Annotated in this window: 14 protein-coding genes; 9 read left to right on the forward strand and 5 right to left on the reverse strand. The window is 44.0% G+C overall.

Features of this window, described 5'->3' with window-relative positions; genetic code table 11:
* Positions 1-225: 225 nt before the first annotated feature.
* Positions 226-1,035, forward strand: coding sequence for an exodeoxyribonuclease III (gene xthA / locus DPF91_RS10230; protein WP_117234331.1), 810 nt, complete (start codon positions 226-228; stop codon positions 1,033-1,035).
* Positions 1,036-1,140: 105 nt separating this feature from the next.
* Here xthA and DPF91_RS10235 read toward each other — a convergent pair whose 3' ends face one another.
* The 4 genes from DPF91_RS10235 to DPF91_RS10250 form a co-directional block, all read right to left on the reverse strand.
* Positions 1,141-1,824, reverse strand: coding sequence for an ABC transporter permease (locus DPF91_RS10235; RefSeq protein ID WP_117234332.1), 684 nt, complete (start codon positions 1,822-1,824; stop codon positions 1,141-1,143).
* 2 nt (positions 1,825-1,826) lie between these two features.
* The gene (locus DPF91_RS10240) at positions 1,827-2,567 is read right to left on the reverse strand and encodes an ABC transporter permease (RefSeq protein WP_117234333.1); all 741 of its coding nucleotides are present in this window, start codon (positions 2,565-2,567) and stop codon (positions 1,827-1,829) included.
* Between the two features lie 96 nt (positions 2,568-2,663).
* The gene (locus DPF91_RS10245) at positions 2,664-3,434 is read right to left on the reverse strand and encodes an ABC transporter substrate-binding protein (protein WP_338116873.1); all 771 of its coding nucleotides are present in this window, start codon (positions 3,432-3,434) and stop codon (positions 2,664-2,666) included.
* 97 nt (positions 3,435-3,531) lie between these two features.
* The gene (locus DPF91_RS10250; RefSeq protein ID WP_117234335.1) at positions 3,532-4,302 is read right to left on the reverse strand and encodes an ABC transporter ATP-binding protein; all 771 of its coding nucleotides are present in this window, start codon (positions 4,300-4,302) and stop codon (positions 3,532-3,534) included.
* A 705-nt stretch (positions 4,303-5,007) separates the two neighbouring features.
* Here DPF91_RS10250 and DPF91_RS10255 point away from each other — a divergent pair.
* The 5 genes from DPF91_RS10255 to DPF91_RS10275 all read left to right on the forward strand — a co-directional run bounded on the left by DPF91_RS10255 (position 5,008) and on the right by DPF91_RS10275 (position 11,911).
* Positions 5,008-6,555 (forward strand): DUF3360 family protein, encoded by a 1,548-nt coding sequence (locus tag DPF91_RS10255; protein WP_117234336.1) that lies wholly within the window; start codon positions 5,008-5,010, stop codon positions 6,553-6,555.
* 356 nt (positions 6,556-6,911) lie between these two features.
* Positions 6,912-9,188, forward strand: a complete 2,277-nt coding sequence (pflB, locus tag DPF91_RS10260; protein ID WP_117234337.1) for a formate C-acetyltransferase — start codon at positions 6,912-6,914, stop codon at positions 9,186-9,188.
* Between the two features lie 190 nt (positions 9,189-9,378).
* Positions 9,379-10,377 (forward strand): lipid A deacylase LpxR family protein, encoded by a 999-nt coding sequence (locus tag DPF91_RS10265; RefSeq protein WP_117234338.1) that lies wholly within the window; start codon positions 9,379-9,381, stop codon positions 10,375-10,377.
* Between the two features lie 121 nt (positions 10,378-10,498).
* Positions 10,499-11,239: a pyruvate formate lyase 1-activating protein gene (gene pflA, locus DPF91_RS10270; RefSeq protein WP_117234339.1), complete on the forward strand. Its 741-nt coding sequence runs from the start codon at positions 10,499-10,501 to the stop codon at positions 11,237-11,239.
* Positions 11,240-11,410: 171 nt separating this feature from the next.
* Entirely contained in the window at positions 11,411-11,911 is a 501-nt protein-coding gene (locus DPF91_RS10275) for a YfbU family protein (protein ID WP_117234340.1), read from the forward strand.
* A gap of 83 nt (positions 11,912-11,994) precedes the next feature.
* On the opposite strand, the gene DPF91_RS10280 is transcribed toward DPF91_RS10275, so the two are convergent.
* Positions 11,995-12,729, reverse strand: a complete 735-nt coding sequence (locus tag DPF91_RS10280) for a MipA/OmpV family protein (protein WP_117234547.1) — start codon at positions 12,727-12,729, stop codon at positions 11,995-11,997.
* Between the two features lie 354 nt (positions 12,730-13,083).
* Between DPF91_RS10280 and DPF91_RS10285 the strand changes: the two genes are divergently transcribed.
* From DPF91_RS10285 to DPF91_RS10295, 3 genes are all read left to right on the forward strand, one after another.
* Positions 13,084-15,018 (forward strand): PrkA family serine protein kinase, encoded by a 1,935-nt coding sequence (locus tag DPF91_RS10285; RefSeq protein ID WP_117234548.1) that lies wholly within the window; start codon positions 13,084-13,086, stop codon positions 15,016-15,018.
* A 75-nt stretch (positions 15,019-15,093) separates the two neighbouring features.
* A complete protein-coding gene (locus DPF91_RS10290; protein WP_117234341.1) occupies positions 15,094-16,365 on the forward strand; it encodes a YeaH/YhbH family protein in 1,272 nt (423 codons plus the stop codon).
* 9 nt (positions 16,366-16,374) lie between these two features.
* The gene (locus DPF91_RS10295; protein WP_117234342.1) at positions 16,375-17,901 is read left to right on the forward strand and encodes a SpoVR family protein; all 1,527 of its coding nucleotides are present in this window, start codon (positions 16,375-16,377) and stop codon (positions 17,899-17,901) included.
* Positions 17,902-17,957 lie beyond the last annotated feature (56 nt).

Genomic DNA, 17,957 nt, shown 5'->3' on the forward strand with positions numbered 1-17,957 from the left:
TTAAGCTGCGATCTGTGGATTATTATGTCTTTATGTTCCATTTTCGACGTAAATCACAGCGATAATGCATTTAAACATAGAAATTGAGAACATCAAGATATTGTTTATAAAAGTGTTAATTTCCTGCTATTTTTCGATAACTTAATGAATTCCTTTGAGATGCTTCTTTAGCCCGATGGTAAATGTTAAGCTCAACAACAAATGACAATTGAGAATGGATCACAAATGAAAGTCGTCAGCTTTAATATCAATGGCCTTCGTGCCCGCCTTCACCAGCTCCAAGCACTTATCGATAAACATCAACCAGATGTAATTGGTCTACAAGAGATCAAGGTGCACGACGAAGCGTTTCCTATCGAGGACGTCGAAGCAATGGGTTATAAGGTTTACTTCCATGGTCAAAAAGCACATTACGGTGTTGCAATGCTGTGTAAGCAAGAGCCAATTTCTGTTCAGAAGGGTTTCCCGACGGACAACGAAGAGCACCAAAAGCGCATGATTATGGCGACGTTTGAAGACACCAACGGCGAGAAAGTGACGGTACTCAATGGATATTTTCCTCAAGGTGACAACATCAATCACGAGACTAAGTTCCCATACAAAGAACAGTTCTATAAAGATTTGATGGCTTATCTAGACGATGCGCACTCAAATGACGAGAAGGTTATTGTAATGGGTGACATCAATATTAGTCCTATTGATGCTGACATCGGTATTGGCGAACCAAACCGTAAACGTTGGTTGAAAACCGGTAAATGTTCTTTCCAACCTATTGAGCGTGAGTGGCTTAAAACACTACTAGACTGGGGTTTTGTTGATACTTTCCGTCAACTTCACCCAGATGCTGATGACAAGTTCTCATGGTTTGACTATCGCTCAAAAGGCTTCCCTGATAACCGTGGTCTTCGCATCGACGTGATTCTAGCGACACCTTCACTTGCTGAAAGCTGTGTGGAGTCCGATATCGACTATGAGTTGCGTGGTATTGAAAAACCGTCTGATCACGCCCCGATTTGGTCAACATTTGAAGTGTAGGGCTTTATACAAGATTAAATTGCTATTGCCTAAATACTAAAAAACCGAAGCGATAAGCTTCGGTTTTTTTTTGATTAACTTCTTTGTTCAACTAATGGGTAGCGTTTACTGAGAACCAAGTGGACGCATGTAAGCTAAGAAGCGTTTCTCTGCGTGTTTAAATATCCAAAGGATGATAAACGTTAGTCCCATATAGAACAGGCCAGCGGTTAAGAAGGATTCAAAGGGTGCGTAGTAGCGAGAGTTAACAAGACGCGCTGCGCCTGTAAGATCAAGAATCGTCACGATACCTGCTACAGCACTACCGTGTAGCATGAAGATCACTTCATTGCTGTAAGCTGGCAACGCGCGACGCAATGCGCTCGGCAATATAATTCGACGATAAGTCATGAATGTACTCATACCGTAAGCCTTTGCTGCTTCAACCTCGCCCTTAGGCAAACCATTAATCGCACCGCGCACGATCTCAGAGGTATAAGCCGAGGTATTCAGCACGAAAGCGACCAGAGCACAAAACCAAGCGTTTTCCCAAAGCGTATCTTTCACAGGGAAAAACTGGTCCATGCCGTAGTAGATTAGGTAAAGCTGCACGAGAAGTGGCGTGCCACGAAAAAAGTAGATGAACGCCCATGCTGGCCCCATCAATAGATAATTCTTACTGTTGCGCGCAATTGCCATCGGGACTGCGACAAAAATACCAATAAATAGCGACAGCGCGACTAACCAGGTCGTTGTCCATAAGCCTTCTAAGTAAACAGGAAAGCTTTCAAAAATAAGTGAAAAGTCCATGGTTACCTCGCGTGAATGCTAAATTTACGTTCAACAAGCTTCAATAAGCCCGTTGATACTGCTGTAAGCAGAAGGAAAATGAGTGCTACAGCCATGTAGAAGGTAAATGGCATTTTTGTTGAGCCTGCGGCCAATGAACTGACTCGGACCATATCTTCAAGCCCAATAATCGAGACAAGTGCTGTGGTTTTCAGTAACACCAACCAGTTGTTACCAAAGCCAGGTAATGCGTGACGAATCATTTGCGGGAGCAAGATACGACGGAATGCCATTGGGCCGCTCATACCATAAGCTTTAGCCGCTTCCATTTCGCCTTTATCTACTGCCATGATTGCCCCACGGAAAGTCTCAGCCATGTAAGCACCAAAGATAAAGCCTATCGTAAGCACGCCAGCAATAAATGGACTGACATCGATATAATCCGGTAGGTAGGAAGTCCACTCGTGATTTGGGTCGCTCGAGGTGAACCACTCATTTAGCCACTCGTTGATTGAGTACAGGCTATTATTCAGCAGGATCTGGCCACCGAAGAAGATCAACATCATTAACACTAAGTCAGGGATACCACGAATGATAGTGGTATATAAGGTCGCAATAGCACGCGCCCAGCGGTACGGAGCAAGCTTAGCTAGCGCCCCGAGCATCCCCAAAATAACAGAAAGAGTCAGCGACAATACCGCAACCTCAACGGTTAGGATTGCACCTTTGAATATAGAGGCTTCATACCCCTGCAGATCAAGCATAATAATATCCAACAAACGGCTTTGAATATTGAAAGGGCAGCATTAGGACATAAAATCCTGAGGCTGCCCTGTATTTGTTACGTTTCGGCTGATTTATTATTGGCCGTAAACGTCGTATTTGAAGTATTTAGCAGCGATTTCCTGGTAAACACCTTTCTCACGTAGAGATTCGATCGCAGCATCAAGCTTCTTCGTTAAGTCTTTGTCTTGCTTGCGAACCGCGATACCCATACCGTCACCGAACCATTTAGGGTCAGTAAGAGAAGGACCAACGAACTCGTATGCTTCACCACCCGCCTTATTGATCACACCTTCTTCAAGTGCAGACGCATCACCTAATACCGCTGCGATACGGCCGTTTGCAAGATCGAGGTAAGCCTCATCGAAAGAACCGTAACGAACGATGTCGATTTTCTTGCCATAAGTATCAGTTAGGTATTTGTCGTGCGTCGTTGCGCGCTGAACACCGATCTTCGCACCATCTAGGTTGTCGAAGTTAAGATCAGCGCCTTTTTTAGCGATGAACTTGTTAGGGATTTGTGCGTATTTACCAGTGAAATCAACCTTCTTCTTACGTTCTTCAGTGATAGACATAGCCGCGATGATAGCATCGTACTTACGAGCCAGTAGTGATGGAATAATGCCATCCCAGTCTTGAGGAACGATCTTACATTTCACTTCCATCTCTTTACAAAGCGCGTTAGCCATATCTACGTCAAAGCCAGCGATTGAACCATCAGCCTCTGTCCAGCTAAATGGAGGGTAAGCACCTTCAATACCAAAGCGTACGACTTTCCAATCCTTTGCCATTGCTACGCCTGAAGTCGCTGTCGCTGCTAGTGCAGCCGCTAGTAACCACTTTTTCATTTCCATACTCCTGTGATTTACGGATAGTTTTTGTTGTGTGTACAAGTGAGGTCTACGCCTCGTTTATATGCCGATCTGTGCCGGCACTATTAAATTTTTAATAAATAGATGAGATGAACTGCTGCAAGCGCTCAGACTCTGGGTTCGTAAATAGTTTTGCAGGATCACCCTGCTCTTCAACTAACCCTTGATGTAAGAACATCACATGATTGGACACATCACGAGCAAATGCCATTTCGTGCGTCACCACCAACATGGTTCGCCCTTCATCGGCAAGATCACGCATGACACCTAACACCTCTCCCACAAGCTCTGGATCGAGTGCAGATGTTGGTTCGTCAAACAGCATAACCTCTGGATCTACCGCAAGCGCACGAGCAATAGCTGCGCGCTGTTGCTGACCACCAGAAAGGTGGCCTGGGTAATAATCTTTTCGCTCGTATAATCCTACTTTCTTTAGCAACACTTCTGCGTTTTCGATAGCTTGGGATCTTGGTACACCGAGCACGTGAATCGGTGCTTCGATGACGTTTTCGAGAACGGTCAAATGTGACCAGAGGTTAAAACCTTGGAAAACCATCGCAAGACGTGAGCGAATGCGCTGTACCTGTTTTTCATTGGCAGGGACCGACTCACCTTGACGGTTATTCTTCATCTGAATCAGTTCACCGTTCACCCAGATTTCACCTGCTGTCGGTGTTTCTAATAGGTTGATACAACGAAGGAACGTACTCTTTCCAGAACCGGAAGAGCCAATAATTGAAATAACATCGCCTTTATGTGCTTCTAAAGAGATGCCTTTTAGGACTTCGTTCTGACCGAACGTTTTGTGCAGTTCTTTTATGTCCAGCGCTGGTACATCTTTCATGCGCTAATTGCTCCCTAATCTATTGCGACTGCAAGGTGCTCCGACCTTCGACTGACTACACGCTAGCATTGCATGTTTACAGTTGCAACAAATTATTAACCTGCCGCAACCTTATATTCAGTCAATATAGCTAAATTTATATTCACAATACAGCTTTTTATGCTCCATAATTCGCATAAAAAAGCCAAGTGGAGAATATTTAGTCACTTCTCATAGGTAAGGATTATTAATTTAATTTGTGACATAAGTGATTTTGTAAATGTTCACATGTTCTTTATTGAGGGCAATTGTTAACGACTAGTGATTTTTAACACATTAGTAACGTTGCAATATTTCTTCTAGCACGTCGCAATCGTAAGAAAAATGGCTCAAACTCTATAAGCTGAAGTTAATTCTCAACCTTTATGGCCCATAAAGCTTAATTTGTGTGCGATTGTGTAGTTTTATTTCACTAATATTAAGAAAGTGATCTAAATCAATCCCCCTTTTGGGTAGGCTTGATAGACTCAGCGGCAATCATAAGAAGCACATATAAATCACTCTTTTTGAACGTGCTTTCTTGGTTAGGTTCCTTGGATATGCTCATGGTTGTTTATGAGTGTTGTAGATTTCAAGCACAATAACCTCGGTCTAGAAGAGTGTGTCATATGGCTGTAGCAGTTTTACATAATCATCAGAATTAATAACTTTATAGACGAGGAATCTATGTCAGACGCAGTAAATAAAGCGCACTCTGATTCGGATATCGAGACAAAGAGCTATCAAGAGCTTCACCGTCCTTCATCTGAGTTCGCTAGCCGTTCGGACTACCTAGACCACGAACTTCAAATCATGAAACCACGCCGTTACGGTTTAAACCTTCCTGGTCGTGATTTCCGCTTCGAATTAGAAGATCTTGTTCCAGCACTTGCAGGTACTATCGGCATCATCGCGATGTACTCAGCAGTAATGATGTCTTGGGCTGAAGGCCTAACTGCTGCTTGGGACCACGTTCAACTAGGCAAAGACTTCGCTATCGAGGTTGCGCGTGTTGAGATGCTTATTCCAGCACTACTCTTCTGTGTGCTTGCTTCTGGCTTCATTAACCCGAAGGCCAACCTCGCAGGTAACCACGGGCCAATGATCCCTCTTATCGGCACAATCGCTCTGGCGGGTGCACACCCTCTTGCATTGGCTATCTTAATCGGTGTGTTTGGCTTGATTCTGAGTTTCCTAAAAGGTGGCTCTAAACTGGTTAACTTAACCTCTGAAGGTACCGCAGGTGGTCTCTTAATCTTCTTAGGCTTAACCGGAACGATGAGCCAGATCAACTCAATCCAAGCGTGGGCTGTTGGCTTGCAATCAGACACGGTTGCTGCGGGTAGCATGGGTTATGTTGGTCTTATCGTTCTAGCAGTAACGATTGCAATCTACGCATTCCTAGCGAAAGTGAACAAGCGTTGGCTTGCAATCCCAGTTTGTGCGTTTACTGGTCTTGCTATCGCATTGGTACTTGGTGCGGGCTTCGATATTGTATTCGAAACAGAGACGGGGATCCCTAACCTAAACCCAGTTTACTGGTGGGGCTCTGAGACAGAAGGTTGGATGCTTGGTCTTCCAAACGTTGAGCACTTCATTGCATCTCTACCATTTGCAATTCTTGCGGTTGCGATGTGGTCTCCTGACTTCCTTGGCCACCGTATCTTCCAAGAGCTTAACTACCCTAAAAAATCTGAAAAAGTACTGATGGATGTTGATGACACAATGACTATGTGTTCTGTACGTCAAATGGTTGGTACAGCTGTGGGTGGTGGTAACATCACTTCATCTTGGGGTACTTACATGATTCCTGCGGCTATCGCTAAACGCCCTATCCCAGCAGGTTCTATCCTACTTGGTTCTCTATGTATCATCGTAGCAATCCTTGGTTTCCCGATGGACATCGCGACATGGCCTCCGTTCATGCGTGTCGCTCTTCTAGTGGGTGTATCTCTACCTCTACTTGAAGCGGGTATGCAGATGGTTAAAGACAGCAAAGATTCACAGGCGGCAGGTATCTGTATCTTCGGTTCGGCAGTCGTGAACCCAGTTCTAGCTTGGGCACTCACTATGCTGCTTGATAACAACGGTCTTATCGGTGACAAAGAGCGTGCTCAGCGTCTATCTTTTGTAGACAAGATTGTTATCCCAGTAGGTGTTCTAGTTATCTGTCTAGTCGCGATGCTGGCTGTAGGCATGCTTGAAGGCCAATACGGCATCAAAGCGTTCCTATAATGATTCAATGAAGTTGAGAGCCAAATTCGGCTCTCAACTTTTTTTGAATGCAAATGCTTACATTAAAATTTTTTTTAATAATTTGGCATTTATTGATTTAGTTTAAGGTTTGCAAAAAAATTTTAGTTTAACCTTGAACTCAAGATAGAGAGTCCACATATACTGTAGTGGTTCTTTATACCCCAAAAGGGTTGTTGCACGATTCTTAGTTTAGGATAGTGACAATATTTATATCTGTACTAAAACTAGTACGTATAAATATTGTTATTAATAGAGTGTACTGCGCTTAGCGATAAGCTAGCTGGCTCAACGGCGAAAACAGTACGTGTTTTTACTACTAAAAAGGTAGGTATGTCATGGCAGAGCAATTTGCTAAAGCTTGGGAAGGTTTTGCTGAAGGTGATTGGCAAAACGAAGTAAACGTTCGTGATTTCATTCAAAAGAACTACACGCCGTATGAAGGCGATGAAGCTTTCCTAGTTTCTGAAGGTACTGAAGCAACTAACAAGCTTTGGGCTAAAGTAATGGAAGGTATCAAACTGGAAAACAGCACTCACGCTCCAGTTGATTTCGATACTGACGTAATCTCTACCATCACTTCACACGATGCTGGTTACATCGAGAAAGACCTAGAAACTATCGTTGGTCTTCAAACTGAAGCGCCTCTAAAGCGTGCACTTATCCCTAACGGTGGTGTACGTATGATCGAAGGTTCTTGTAAAGCATACGGTCGTACTCTAGATCCTCAAATCTCTAAGATCTACTCTGAGTACCGCAAAACACACAACCAAGGTGTTTTCGATGTTTACTCTCCTGACATCCTAAAATGTCGTAAGTCTGGTGTTCTAACTGGTCTTCCTGATGCATACGGTCGTGGTCGTATCATCGGTGACTACCGTCGTGTAGCACTTTACGGTATTGACTTCCTAATGAAGGACAAAGTAGCTCAGTTCCACTCAACTCAAGAACAACTTGAGTCTGGTGATGACCTACAGATGACAATGCAACTTCGTGAAGAGATCCAAGAGCAGCACCGTGCTCTAGGTCAAATCAAAGAAATGGCTGCATCTTACGGCTACGACATCTCTGGTCCTGCTACTTCAGCTCAAGAAGCTATTCAGTGGACTTACTTCGGTTACCTAGCTGCTGTTAAATCTCAAAACGGCGCGGCAATGTCTCTAGGTCGTACTTCTACGTTCCTTGACGTTTACGTTGAGCGTGATATCGCTGCTGGCATCATCACTGAAGAACAAGCTCAGGAAATGATCGACCACTTCGTAATGAAGCTACGTATGGTTCGTTTCCTACGTACTCCTGAGTACGATGAGCTATTCTCTGGCGACCCAATCTGGGCAACAGAATCTATGGGTGGTATGGGTGTTGACGGTCGTACGCTAGTTACACGTACTAACTTCCGTTTCCTAAACACGCTATACACTATGGGTCCTTCTCCAGAGCCAAACATCACTGTTCTTTGGTCTGAGCAACTACCTGACGGCTTCAAGAAGTTCTGTGCGAAGGTATCTATCGATACTTCTTCTATCCAGTACGAGAACGATGACCTAATGCGTCCAGACTTCGACAACGATGACTACGCTATCGCTTGTTGTGTATCTCCAATGATCATCGGTAAGCACATGCAGTTCTTCGGCGCTCGTGCAAACCTTGCTAAGACTCTACTTTACGTTATCAACGGCGGTGTAGATGAGAAGCTTAAGATCCAAGTTGGTCCTAAATCTGAAGCGATGACTGACGAAGTACTAGACTTCGACAAAGTTTGGGCTGGTCTAGACACATTCATGGATTGGCTAGCTAAGCAATACGTGACTGCACTAAACGCAATCCACTACTCACACGACAAGTACTCTTACGAAGCGTCTCTAATGGCTCTTCATGACCGTGACGTTCGTCGTACTATGGCTTGTGGTATTGCTGGTCTATCTGTTGCAGCTGACTCACTATCTGCAATCAAATACGGTACTGTTAAACCAGTTCGTGACGAAGACGGCATCGCAGTAGATTTCGAAATCTCTGGCGACTACCCTAAATTCGGTAACAACGATGCTCGCGTAGATGACATGGCTTGTGAACTAGTTTCTAGCTTCATGAACAAGATCCGTAAGCTTAAGACTTACCGTGATGCTATCCCTACTCAGTCTATCCTTACTATCACATCTAACGTTGTATACGGTAAGAAGACTGGTACTACGCCAGACGGTCGTAAAGCAGGCGCTCCTTTCGCTCCTGGTGCGAACCCAATGCACGGTCGTGATGAGAAAGGTGCTGTAGCATCTCTAACATCTGTAGGTAAACTACCGTTTGCTGACGCGAAAGATGGTATCTCTTACACGTTCTCTATCGTACCTAACGCTCTAGGTAAAGAAGAAGATTCACAGCGCGCTAACCTTGCTGGTCTAATGGATGGTTACTTTCACCACGAAACTGGTATCGAAGGCGGTCAGCACCTGAACGTTAACGTTCTTAACCGCGACACTCTAGAAGACGCTGTTAAGCACCCTGAGAAATACCCTCAGCTAACAATCCGTGTATCTGGTTACGCTGTTCGCTTCAACTCTCTAACTGCAGAGCAACAAGCTGACGTAATCGCACGTACTTTCACTGAGTCTCTATAATTCTCAACTTAAAGATGCTTGATAAAACCCCGCTTCGGCGGGGTTTTTTATTATCAGAGAAATAGTTAGAAACACTTTTTTAGAACCCACTTCATATTGTTAAAGTTAGAGTAGATATTTCATTATTAAGCATTTGCCCAATAATCAAACTGCTGTAATATCACCGTTCACTTTTTAATGCAGTATTCTTATGAAGTTTGTTCGCCTTTTACCTCTTTTACTCGCAATCCCTTTTGCCTCCCATGCTTCAGATCGTTCGACTGTTACTTTTGCTCTCGATAACGATGGTATCTTTGGTGTTGACCAAGACTATACAAATGGTATTTTCCTCTCTTATACGTCTGGAGCGATCACACCTTATTCTTGGGCAAAACCGTTGAGTTTAGGTTATTGGGGCGCCGCTTCTTTAGATAAGATCGAGTTCATCCTGGGACACAAGATGTACACCCCAAGTGATATTGAGGCAGCCGAGCCTTTGGCCAACGACAGACCATACGCAGGTTACCTAAACGGCGAATTCAATTACATCAGCCTACACCCTCAGCAAGCTCAACGTTTTAATCTAACGCTAGGTACGACTGGGGATAGTGCTCTCTCTGAAGAAGCACAAAAACTAGTACACTCGATCACCAAATCAGATGAGCCAAATGGCTGGGACTATCAGGTTGATGACAAGTTTGTGGGTAGCGTTGGCTACACAGGCCACTTCAACCTGCTTAGAACACCCGCCATAGCGAATACAGACTGGGAAATTTCAAACGTGTCTGAAGTCAATGCCGGTAACTTTCGGAGTGATGTATCAACGGGCTTGATGTTTCGTTGGGGTACTGACCTTGGTGGTAACTTTGGTTCAGCACAAATTGATTTCGAGAACCCCTTCCGCGCGGGTATGATCGGAGCATCAAACACCGGATGGTTCGTATTCGGTGGTGTTGAAGCTCGCTACCGATTCAATGATATTACGATCGAAGGTGATCGCTCTGGTATCGAGGATGATCCAAACATTTCTGATCCTTCGATTTATGATGTGACCTTAGAAAACGTACAAGCAAACGGTGTACTTGGTGTCGCTTGGTACAACCAATATGTTGGTGCGAGCTTATCCACCAGCATCAAAACACCTGATTATAAAGAAGCACCAGATTCATTCTATGGCACGGGTAATATAACCCTCTTCGCCTTCTTCTAAACACTCTCTACTTAACCGCGATTTTGGTTACATCAAAGTCGCGGTAATGCGACCAATTGCCTGTCTTATCCCTACATTTTGTAATAAAATAACCACAATTATATTTATAAGAGATTTGCTCATGTCTACTACTGGTCGCATTCATTCATTTGAATCTTGTGGTACCGTCGATGGTCCAGGTATCCGCTTTATTGTTTTCCTTCAAGGCTGTTTAATGCGTTGTCAGTATTGCCACAACCGTGATACTTGGGATACGCATGATGGTAAAGAAGTGACGGTTGAAGAAATCATCAACGAAGCCAAATCTTACCGACACTTTATGAACGCTTCTGGCGGTGGTGTGACATGTTCAGGTGGTGAAGCGATGCTTCAACCTGAGTTCGTACGCGATTTCTTCCGTTCGGCTAAAGACAATGGCATCCATACTTGTCTTGATACCAACGGTTACATCCGTAAACACACCGACGTTATCGATGAGGTTCTTGAGGTTTCAGACCTTGTGATGCTTGACCTTAAGCATATGCGCGACGAAATTCACAAAGACTTTATCGGTGTATCGAACACTCGTGTACTTGACTTCGCTCGCTACCTACACAAAGTCGGGCAAAAAACCTGGATCCGTTACGTTATCGTTCCCGGCTATACAGACTCTTTGGAAGATGCTCGTCTATTGGGTGAATTCATCAAAGATATGGATAACATCGAGAAAATCGAACTACTTCCTTATCACAAGCTTGGTGCTCACAAGTGGGAAGCACTCGGTATTGAGTACCCTCTTGAGGGCGTTAACCCGCCAAGCAAAGAAACAATGGATTCGATTGTAGAAGTGCTGTCTGAATACCACGACAACATCAAATACTAACCACTTCCAGAATATACAAATTGTTACATTCAATGCCGAGTTTTCAGTCGGCATTTTGTTTTTATTTCATACAAAACCGTCCAAACTCGTGTTGAGATCATGTTTCAAACACGCTGATTACTGTTAGTCTTAGTGTTAACAAAAAAATGAAAATATAGTGAGGCTCTTCCCATGGAAATGACTAACGCTCAACGTTTGATCCTTTCAAATCAATACTACCTAATGTCAAAGCTGACGCCAGAAAACGCAGAAAAGTATGAACGTCTACAAACAATCGTAGAGCGTGGCTACGAGCTACAAATGCGTGAGCTCAACAAGGAGTTTGGCTGTTTAGTAGAAGACGAGTGCCGTGAAGTAATCGACATTATGGAGATGTATCACGCGATGCAAGAGTCAAACAAGATGCTTGCGGAAGAAGAGCGAAAGGAAGTCGATCAACGTCGCCTTAACTTCCTAGGTTTTGACATCGCGACCGAAGCTCAATTGGTTAACTACGTACGCTTCCTAACAGACTCTGAAGGTTTATATCCTCAATTCGATAAAGCGGATCACCACTTTAACGCACAAATGCCAATGCTAGAGAAATACCGTCGTATGCTGACAACATGGCGCAACTGTCCTCGTCAATACCACCTATCAGCGGCTGAGTTCAAGCAAATATTTAACGCTTAGTTACCGCTTCTAGCTTTTTAGCATAGAGATCCAAAAGGGTTGCCATCTGGCAACCCTTTCTCGTTTATTCTTATTCAAACCAATTAAAATACGTAAGCGACACCAAAATTCACTGACGTATATACGCCGCTTTCAATCAAAGGACTCTTTTCGATTTCGCCCTCAAGGTTCGTATAGCGAACACCACCCGTAACTCGTACGTTTGGTGTTACGTATGCATAGCCCGAAAGACCGATAAAGTACTGACCATCCCAATCAGCATCAAACGCTTCAAGCTGTCCAGAAGATTTTTTTGCTTCAGAAGTTGACACGCCGTATAGATGATTATTAATACGCTCACTATTATACGAATAACCAATAGATGGTGTAAAACCCCAACCCTTGCGACGAATAGGTAGTCGCCAAGAAGCCTCGGCGTATAAACCATTATGCGTGCCACCCACATCGGTACCTCCACCCATTTCGAAAATGCCAGCTAGGGTGATTACTTGATATGAGATACCTCCAAGTACTGTCGCCTCGCGCTCATCAACGTATTTACTAATGATTTCATTATCTGAATCTTCAGGTTTAAGAGTACGTGGGTCATAGCCCAGACGAAAAATAACGTTCTGCGGAGATCCTAGTGGTGCTAGACGATAGCCTGCAGTGAAGCCGCGTAAGAATAAGTGCTCGCCCTCGTAACCCACAACAGGAATTACCGTTTTGTTTGAATCTGTATCTTTATAAACAGCTGGAGAGTATGAAGCCGCCGCTCCCAAAGACCATTGAGAGATTTTCGCTTGAGCGACGGTAGGGATAGACACAATTGCTGTCATTAGAGCAGCTTTAACAAAACAGTTCACGGAGTTACCTATATTTTTATGGAATAGCAGACGGCGTGGATTATATGGAACTCCATACCAGCAAACAAGATTAAACATCCAACATTTGGTAAAAATCATCATTACTTTCGCAGGTATCAGCCCATCAAACATTCATAAAGCAAATACAACTTCAGTTATCGTAATTTCGATTCATTAAACTCCCCTCTTAGACCGTAAGAAACCATAGCGCAAAAAAATAGTAAGGAATTTAAACACATCATTATTAAGCAAAATTCCAAATTCATGACTAGGATTTAAATGAGGGAGAACAGTTCTGTATTTGAGGATGAGCAAGGGGAATTCGCTATGAGTATTTTTGACCATTACCAATCTAGATATGAAGCAGCAAAAGACGAAGAGCTTTCGCTTCAAGAATTTTTATCACTGTGTAAAGACGACAAGAGCGCCTACGCCAATGCTGCAGAGCGGCTGTTGCTAGCTATCGGTGAGCCTGAACTCATTGATACTTCGACTGACCCACGACTCAGTCGTATCTTTTCTAACCGCATCATTTCTCGATACAAAACATTCGAAGACTTCTATGGAATGGAAGATGCGATCGAGCAAATTGTGTCTTATCTAAAACATGCAGCGCAGGGCCTCGAAGAACGTAAACAGATCCTTTATTTACTTGGTCCAGTGGGTGGTGGTAAGTCGTCACTAGCAGAAAAACTCAAAGCTTTAATGCAAAAACAGCCTATCTATGTACTCTCTGCAAACGGTGAACGCAGCCCTGTAAATGACCACCCTTTCTGTCTGTTTGACGTGAACGAAGACGGCAATTTACTCAAGAGCGAATATGGCATCGAGAAACGCTACCTACGCTCAATCATGTCACCATGGGCAGCGAAACGCTTACATGAGTTCGGTGGCGACATTACCAAATTCAAGGTTGTAAAACTGCGTCCTTCGATCCTTGATCAAGTAGCCATCGCAAAAACAGAGCCAGGGGACGAAAACAATCAAGACATTTCATCGCTGGTCGGTAAAGTAGATATTCGCCAATTAGAACACTTTGCACAAGACGACCCTGATGCTTACAGCTACTCAGGCGCACTATGTAAAGCAAACCAAGGTGTAATGGAGTTTGTCGAGATGTTTAAAGCACCTATTAAAGTGCTTCACCCTCTACTTACAGCGACTCAAGAAGGTAACTATAACGGTACCGAAGGCCTGTCTGCGCTGCCGTTTGACGGTATGATCCTTGCGCACTCGAACGAGTCAGAATGGCAGACCTTCCGAAATAACAAGAACAACGAAGCTTTTCTCGATCGTGTGTACATCGTTAAAGTGCCTTATTGTCTGCGCGTTTCTGAAGAAGTTAAGATTTATCAGAAACTACTGGATCATTCAGAGCTATCTCATGCCCCATGTTCGCCAAGTACACTAGAGCTACTCTCTCAGTTCAGTGTGTTATCGCGTCTTAAAGAACCTGAAAACTCATCGTTGTTCTCAAAAATGCGTGTCTATGACGGTGAAACATTGAAAGACACCGACCCGAAAGCAAAGAGTTACCAAGAGTATCGTGATTTTGCCGGTGTTGACGAAGGCATGTCTGGGCTATCTACTCGTTTCGCATTCAAGATTCTCTCTCGTGTATTCAACTTCGATCAAACTGAAGTGGCGGCAAACCCTGTGCATCTGTTCTACGTTATCGAGCAGCAAATCGAGCGTGAACAGTTCCCAACCGATCAGGCAGAGCGTTACCTAGAATTCTTAAAAGGCTTCTTAGTACCTCGTTATGTAGAATTTATTGGCAAAGAAATTCAAACTGCATACCTCGAGTCCTACTCTGAGTACGGTCAGAATATCTTCGACCGCTATGTCACTTATGCTGACTTCTGGATTCAAGACCAAGAGTATCGCGACCCAGAAACTGGTCAGCTATTCGACCGTGCTTCATTGAATGAAGAGCTTGAAAAGATCGAGAAAACAGCAGGCATCAGTAATCCTAAAGATTTCCGTAATGAAATTGTGAACTTTGTACTTCGCGCTAAAGCAAACAACAACGGTAAGAATCCTGTTTGGACCAGTTACGAAAAACTTCGCACGGTTATCGAGAAGAAAATGTTCTCGAATACAGAAGAACTACTTCCTGTTATTTCGTTTAACACTAAAACCTCTTCTGATGATCAGAAGAAACATGACGATTTTGTCGCTCGTATGATGGAGAAAGGCTATACCGAGAAGCAAGTACGTCTATTGTCTGAGTGGTATTTACGTGTTCGTAAGTCCTCATAAACCTGCTCAGGGTCTACTGTGACCTAACACTTGAGCAGTTTTAACATGGAGGAACGGATATAACGTGGAGGATCTATGGCACAATTTATCGATAGACGGCTCAACGGGAAAAACAAAAGCGCTGTAAATAGGCAGCGCTTCATCCGCCGTCATAAAGACCAAATCAAAGAGTCGGTGTCGGACGCTGTTAACCGGCGCTCGATTACCAATACCGAGTCTGGTGAGGATGTGTCTATCCCCACCAAAGACATCAATGAGCCTTCCTTTCATCAAGGGCAAGGGGGAATGCGTGAACGCGTGCACCCTGGCAATGACCAATTCATCACGGGTGACAAGATAGAGCGTCCAAAAGGCGGTGGTGGGCAAGGAGGTTCTGGTCAAGGTGATGCGAGCCCTGACGGTGAAGGCTCTGACGATTTTGTATTCCAAATCTCAAAAGATGAGTATCTCGATATCCTTTTTGAAGATTTAGAGCTACCTAACTTAGAAAAGAATCAGATTAACAAGATAATTGAGTGGAAGACACACCGTGCGGGTTTTCAAACGGCAGGTATTCCATCAAACATCGCTATCGTACGTTCACTTCAGCAATCACTAGCTCGACGGACAGCCATGACAGCGGGTAAGAAGCGAATGCTCAAAGAACTTGAGTCGGAACTCGACCGAATCAAAAAAAGTGAACCCGCGCAACTCACGCTTGAAGACGAGCTAAAAGCAGAGATTACTGCGCTACGTAAAAAGATAGAGTCAGTGCCTTTCATTGATAGCTTTGATTTACGTTTTAAAAACTACGAGAAGCGACCTATCCCTTCCAGCCAAGCGGTCATGTTCTGTTTGATGGATGTATCAGGTTCAATGGATCAAGCCACCAAAGACATTGCGAAGCGCTTTTACGTACTGCTGTACCTATTTTTAAACCGCACCTATGAGAACGTTGAAGTCATCTTTATTCGGCATCATACGCAAGCGAAAGAAGTGGATGAACATGAGTTCTTCTATTCACAAGAAACCGGCGGCACCATTGTTTCGAGTGCGTTGAAACTGATGGACGAAATTGTCGACAAGCGCTTTCCTGTCGCGGAATGGAATATCTATGCCGCTCAAGCATCAGATGGCGATAACTGGGCAGACGACTCACCACGATGTAAGGAGTTACTCACAAACAAAATACTACCTAAATGTCAGTACTACTCGTATATAGAGATCACTCGACGTTCACACCAAACCCTTTGGCATGAATACCTCAAGTTGTTTGCTAGTCACAACAACTTCGCGATGAAGAATATCAAAGGTGTGGAAGACATATACCCAGTGTTCCGAGAACTATTTCAAAAAGAGATCACTTAGGAGAGGTTTATGGAGACAGCAACAAAAAAGACCACACTTCCCGATGGACCGGATTGGACCTTTGAGTTGTTAGAGCGATACCACAAAGAAATTAAACGTGTCGCTGAACACTATAAACTCGATACCTACCCTAACCAAATCGAAGTGATTACCTCTGAGCAAATGATGGATGCGTATTCCAGTATCGGTATGCCTATCAATTATCATCATTGGTCATTTGGTAAGAAGTTTATTCAAACAGAACAAAACTATAAGCACGGTCAAATGGGCTTGGCGTACGAGATTGTAATTAACTCTAACCCGTGTATTGCTTATTTGATGGAAGAGAACACCGTCACTATGCAAGCGCTTGTAATGGCGCATGCGTGTTACGGCCATAACTCTTTCTTTAAGGGAAATTATCTGTTCCAGACTTGGACAGACGCGAGCTCAATTATTGACTACCTACTCTTCGCTAAGAACTACATATCTGAATGCGAGCAGAAATACGGTACCGAAGAAGTAGAGAAAACCCTAGACTCCTGCCACGCCTTAATGAACTTTGGTGTCGACAGATACAAGCGACCCGAAAAAATTTCCATCGCAGAGGAAACTGCCCGCCAACAAGAGCGAGAGAAGTACCTACAATCTCAAGTGAATGATCTTTGGAGAACGGTTCCTCGATCTGAATCAAAGGACGAGAAAGAGAAAATTCGCTTTCCATCAGAGCCCCAAGAAAACATTCTCTATTTTATTGAGAAACATGCTCCGTTGCTAGAACCTTGGCAGCGCGAAGTAGTGAGGATTGTGCGTAAAATTAGCCAATACTTCTACCCTCAGAAACAAACTCAGGTAATGAACGAAGGATGGGCAACGTTCTGGCACTACACTATTCTCAATCATCTTTATGACGAGGGCTTAGTGTCTGAAAAATTCATTCTGGAGTTTTTGCATAGCCACACAAGTGTTGTTGCACAGCCCGCATACAATAGTCCGTACTTCAGCGGCATCAACCCTTATGCATTGGGCTTTGCTATGTTCCGCGATATTCGTCGAATCTGTGAAGAGCCAACTGATGAGGACAAAGAGTGGTTCCCAGATCTCGCGGGTTCAGATTGGTTAGAAGCCGTGCATTTCGCGATGCATAACTTTAAGGATGAGAGTTTTATTAGCCAATACCTATCCCCTCGCCTCATCCGTGAGTTCAAGTTGTTTTCCATTGTCGACGATGACCGTAAAACCTATGTCGAAGTAAACGCTATCCATGATGATATCGGCTATCGAAAAATCCGAGAAACACTCGCTGCACAGTACAATTTGAGCAACCTCGAACCCAACATTCAGGTTTACAACGTCGATGTTCGTGGAGACCGCTCAATCACGTTGCAATATGTACCGCACAATCGCATCCCCCTTGATAAGAGCTATGACCAAGTACTTAGACACTTTTATCGATTATGGGGCTTTGACGTCATCCTCGAAGAACTCAAAGATACCGGACATCGAGACATTCTTTCGACATGCCCTAAACGTGAACCCTACAACTCGACTATTTAGCCGTAATTATCAATGAGATCCCCATCACACACCGCGCCGTTACGGCGCGGTTTTCG

Source organism: Vibrio maerlii (assembly GCF_003415655.1).
Lineage (GTDB): Bacteria > Pseudomonadota > Gammaproteobacteria > Enterobacterales > Vibrionaceae > Vibrio > Vibrio maerlii.

What these genes read in the sequence shown, in the direction of transcription:
- DPF91_RS10275 (WP_117234340.1), top strand. Translation starts at nt 11,411, where the DNA reads ATGGAAATGACTAACGCTCAACGTTTGATCCTTTCAAATCAATACTAC.
- DPF91_RS10250 (WP_117234335.1), bottom strand. Translation starts at nt 4,302, where the DNA reads ATGAAAGATGTACCAGCGCTGGACATAAAAGAACTGCACAAAACGTTC.
- DPF91_RS10240 (WP_117234333.1), bottom strand. Translation starts at nt 2,567, where the DNA reads ATGCTTGATCTGCAGGGGTATGAAGCCTCTATATTCAAAGGTGCAATC.
- DPF91_RS10245 (WP_338116873.1), bottom strand. Translation starts at nt 3,434, where the DNA reads ATGAAAAAGTGGTTACTAGCGGCTGCACTAGCAGCGACAGCGACTTCA.
- DPF91_RS10265 (WP_117234338.1), top strand. Translation starts at nt 9,379, where the DNA reads ATGAAGTTTGTTCGCCTTTTACCTCTTTTACTCGCAATCCCTTTTGCC.
- DPF91_RS10280 (WP_117234547.1), bottom strand. Translation starts at nt 12,729, where the DNA reads ATGACAGCAATTGTGTCTATCCCTACCGTCGCTCAAGCGAAAATCTCT.
- DPF91_RS10235 (WP_117234332.1), bottom strand. Translation starts at nt 1,824, where the DNA reads ATGGACTTTTCACTTATTTTTGAAAGCTTTCCTGTTTACTTAGAAGGC.
- pflB (WP_117234337.1), top strand. Translation starts at nt 6,912, where the DNA reads ATGGCAGAGCAATTTGCTAAAGCTTGGGAAGGTTTTGCTGAAGGTGAT.
- xthA (WP_117234331.1), top strand. Translation starts at nt 226, where the DNA reads ATGAAAGTCGTCAGCTTTAATATCAATGGCCTTCGTGCCCGCCTTCAC.
- pflA (WP_117234339.1), top strand. Translation starts at nt 10,499, where the DNA reads ATGTCTACTACTGGTCGCATTCATTCATTTGAATCTTGTGGTACCGTC.
- DPF91_RS10290 (WP_117234341.1), top strand. Translation starts at nt 15,094, where the DNA reads ATGGCACAATTTATCGATAGACGGCTCAACGGGAAAAACAAAAGCGCT.
- DPF91_RS10295 (WP_117234342.1), top strand. Translation starts at nt 16,375, where the DNA reads ATGGAGACAGCAACAAAAAAGACCACACTTCCCGATGGACCGGATTGG.
- DPF91_RS10285 (WP_117234548.1), top strand. Translation starts at nt 13,084, where the DNA reads ATGAGTATTTTTGACCATTACCAATCTAGATATGAAGCAGCAAAAGAC.
- DPF91_RS10255 (WP_117234336.1), top strand. Translation starts at nt 5,008, where the DNA reads ATGTCAGACGCAGTAAATAAAGCGCACTCTGATTCGGATATCGAGACA.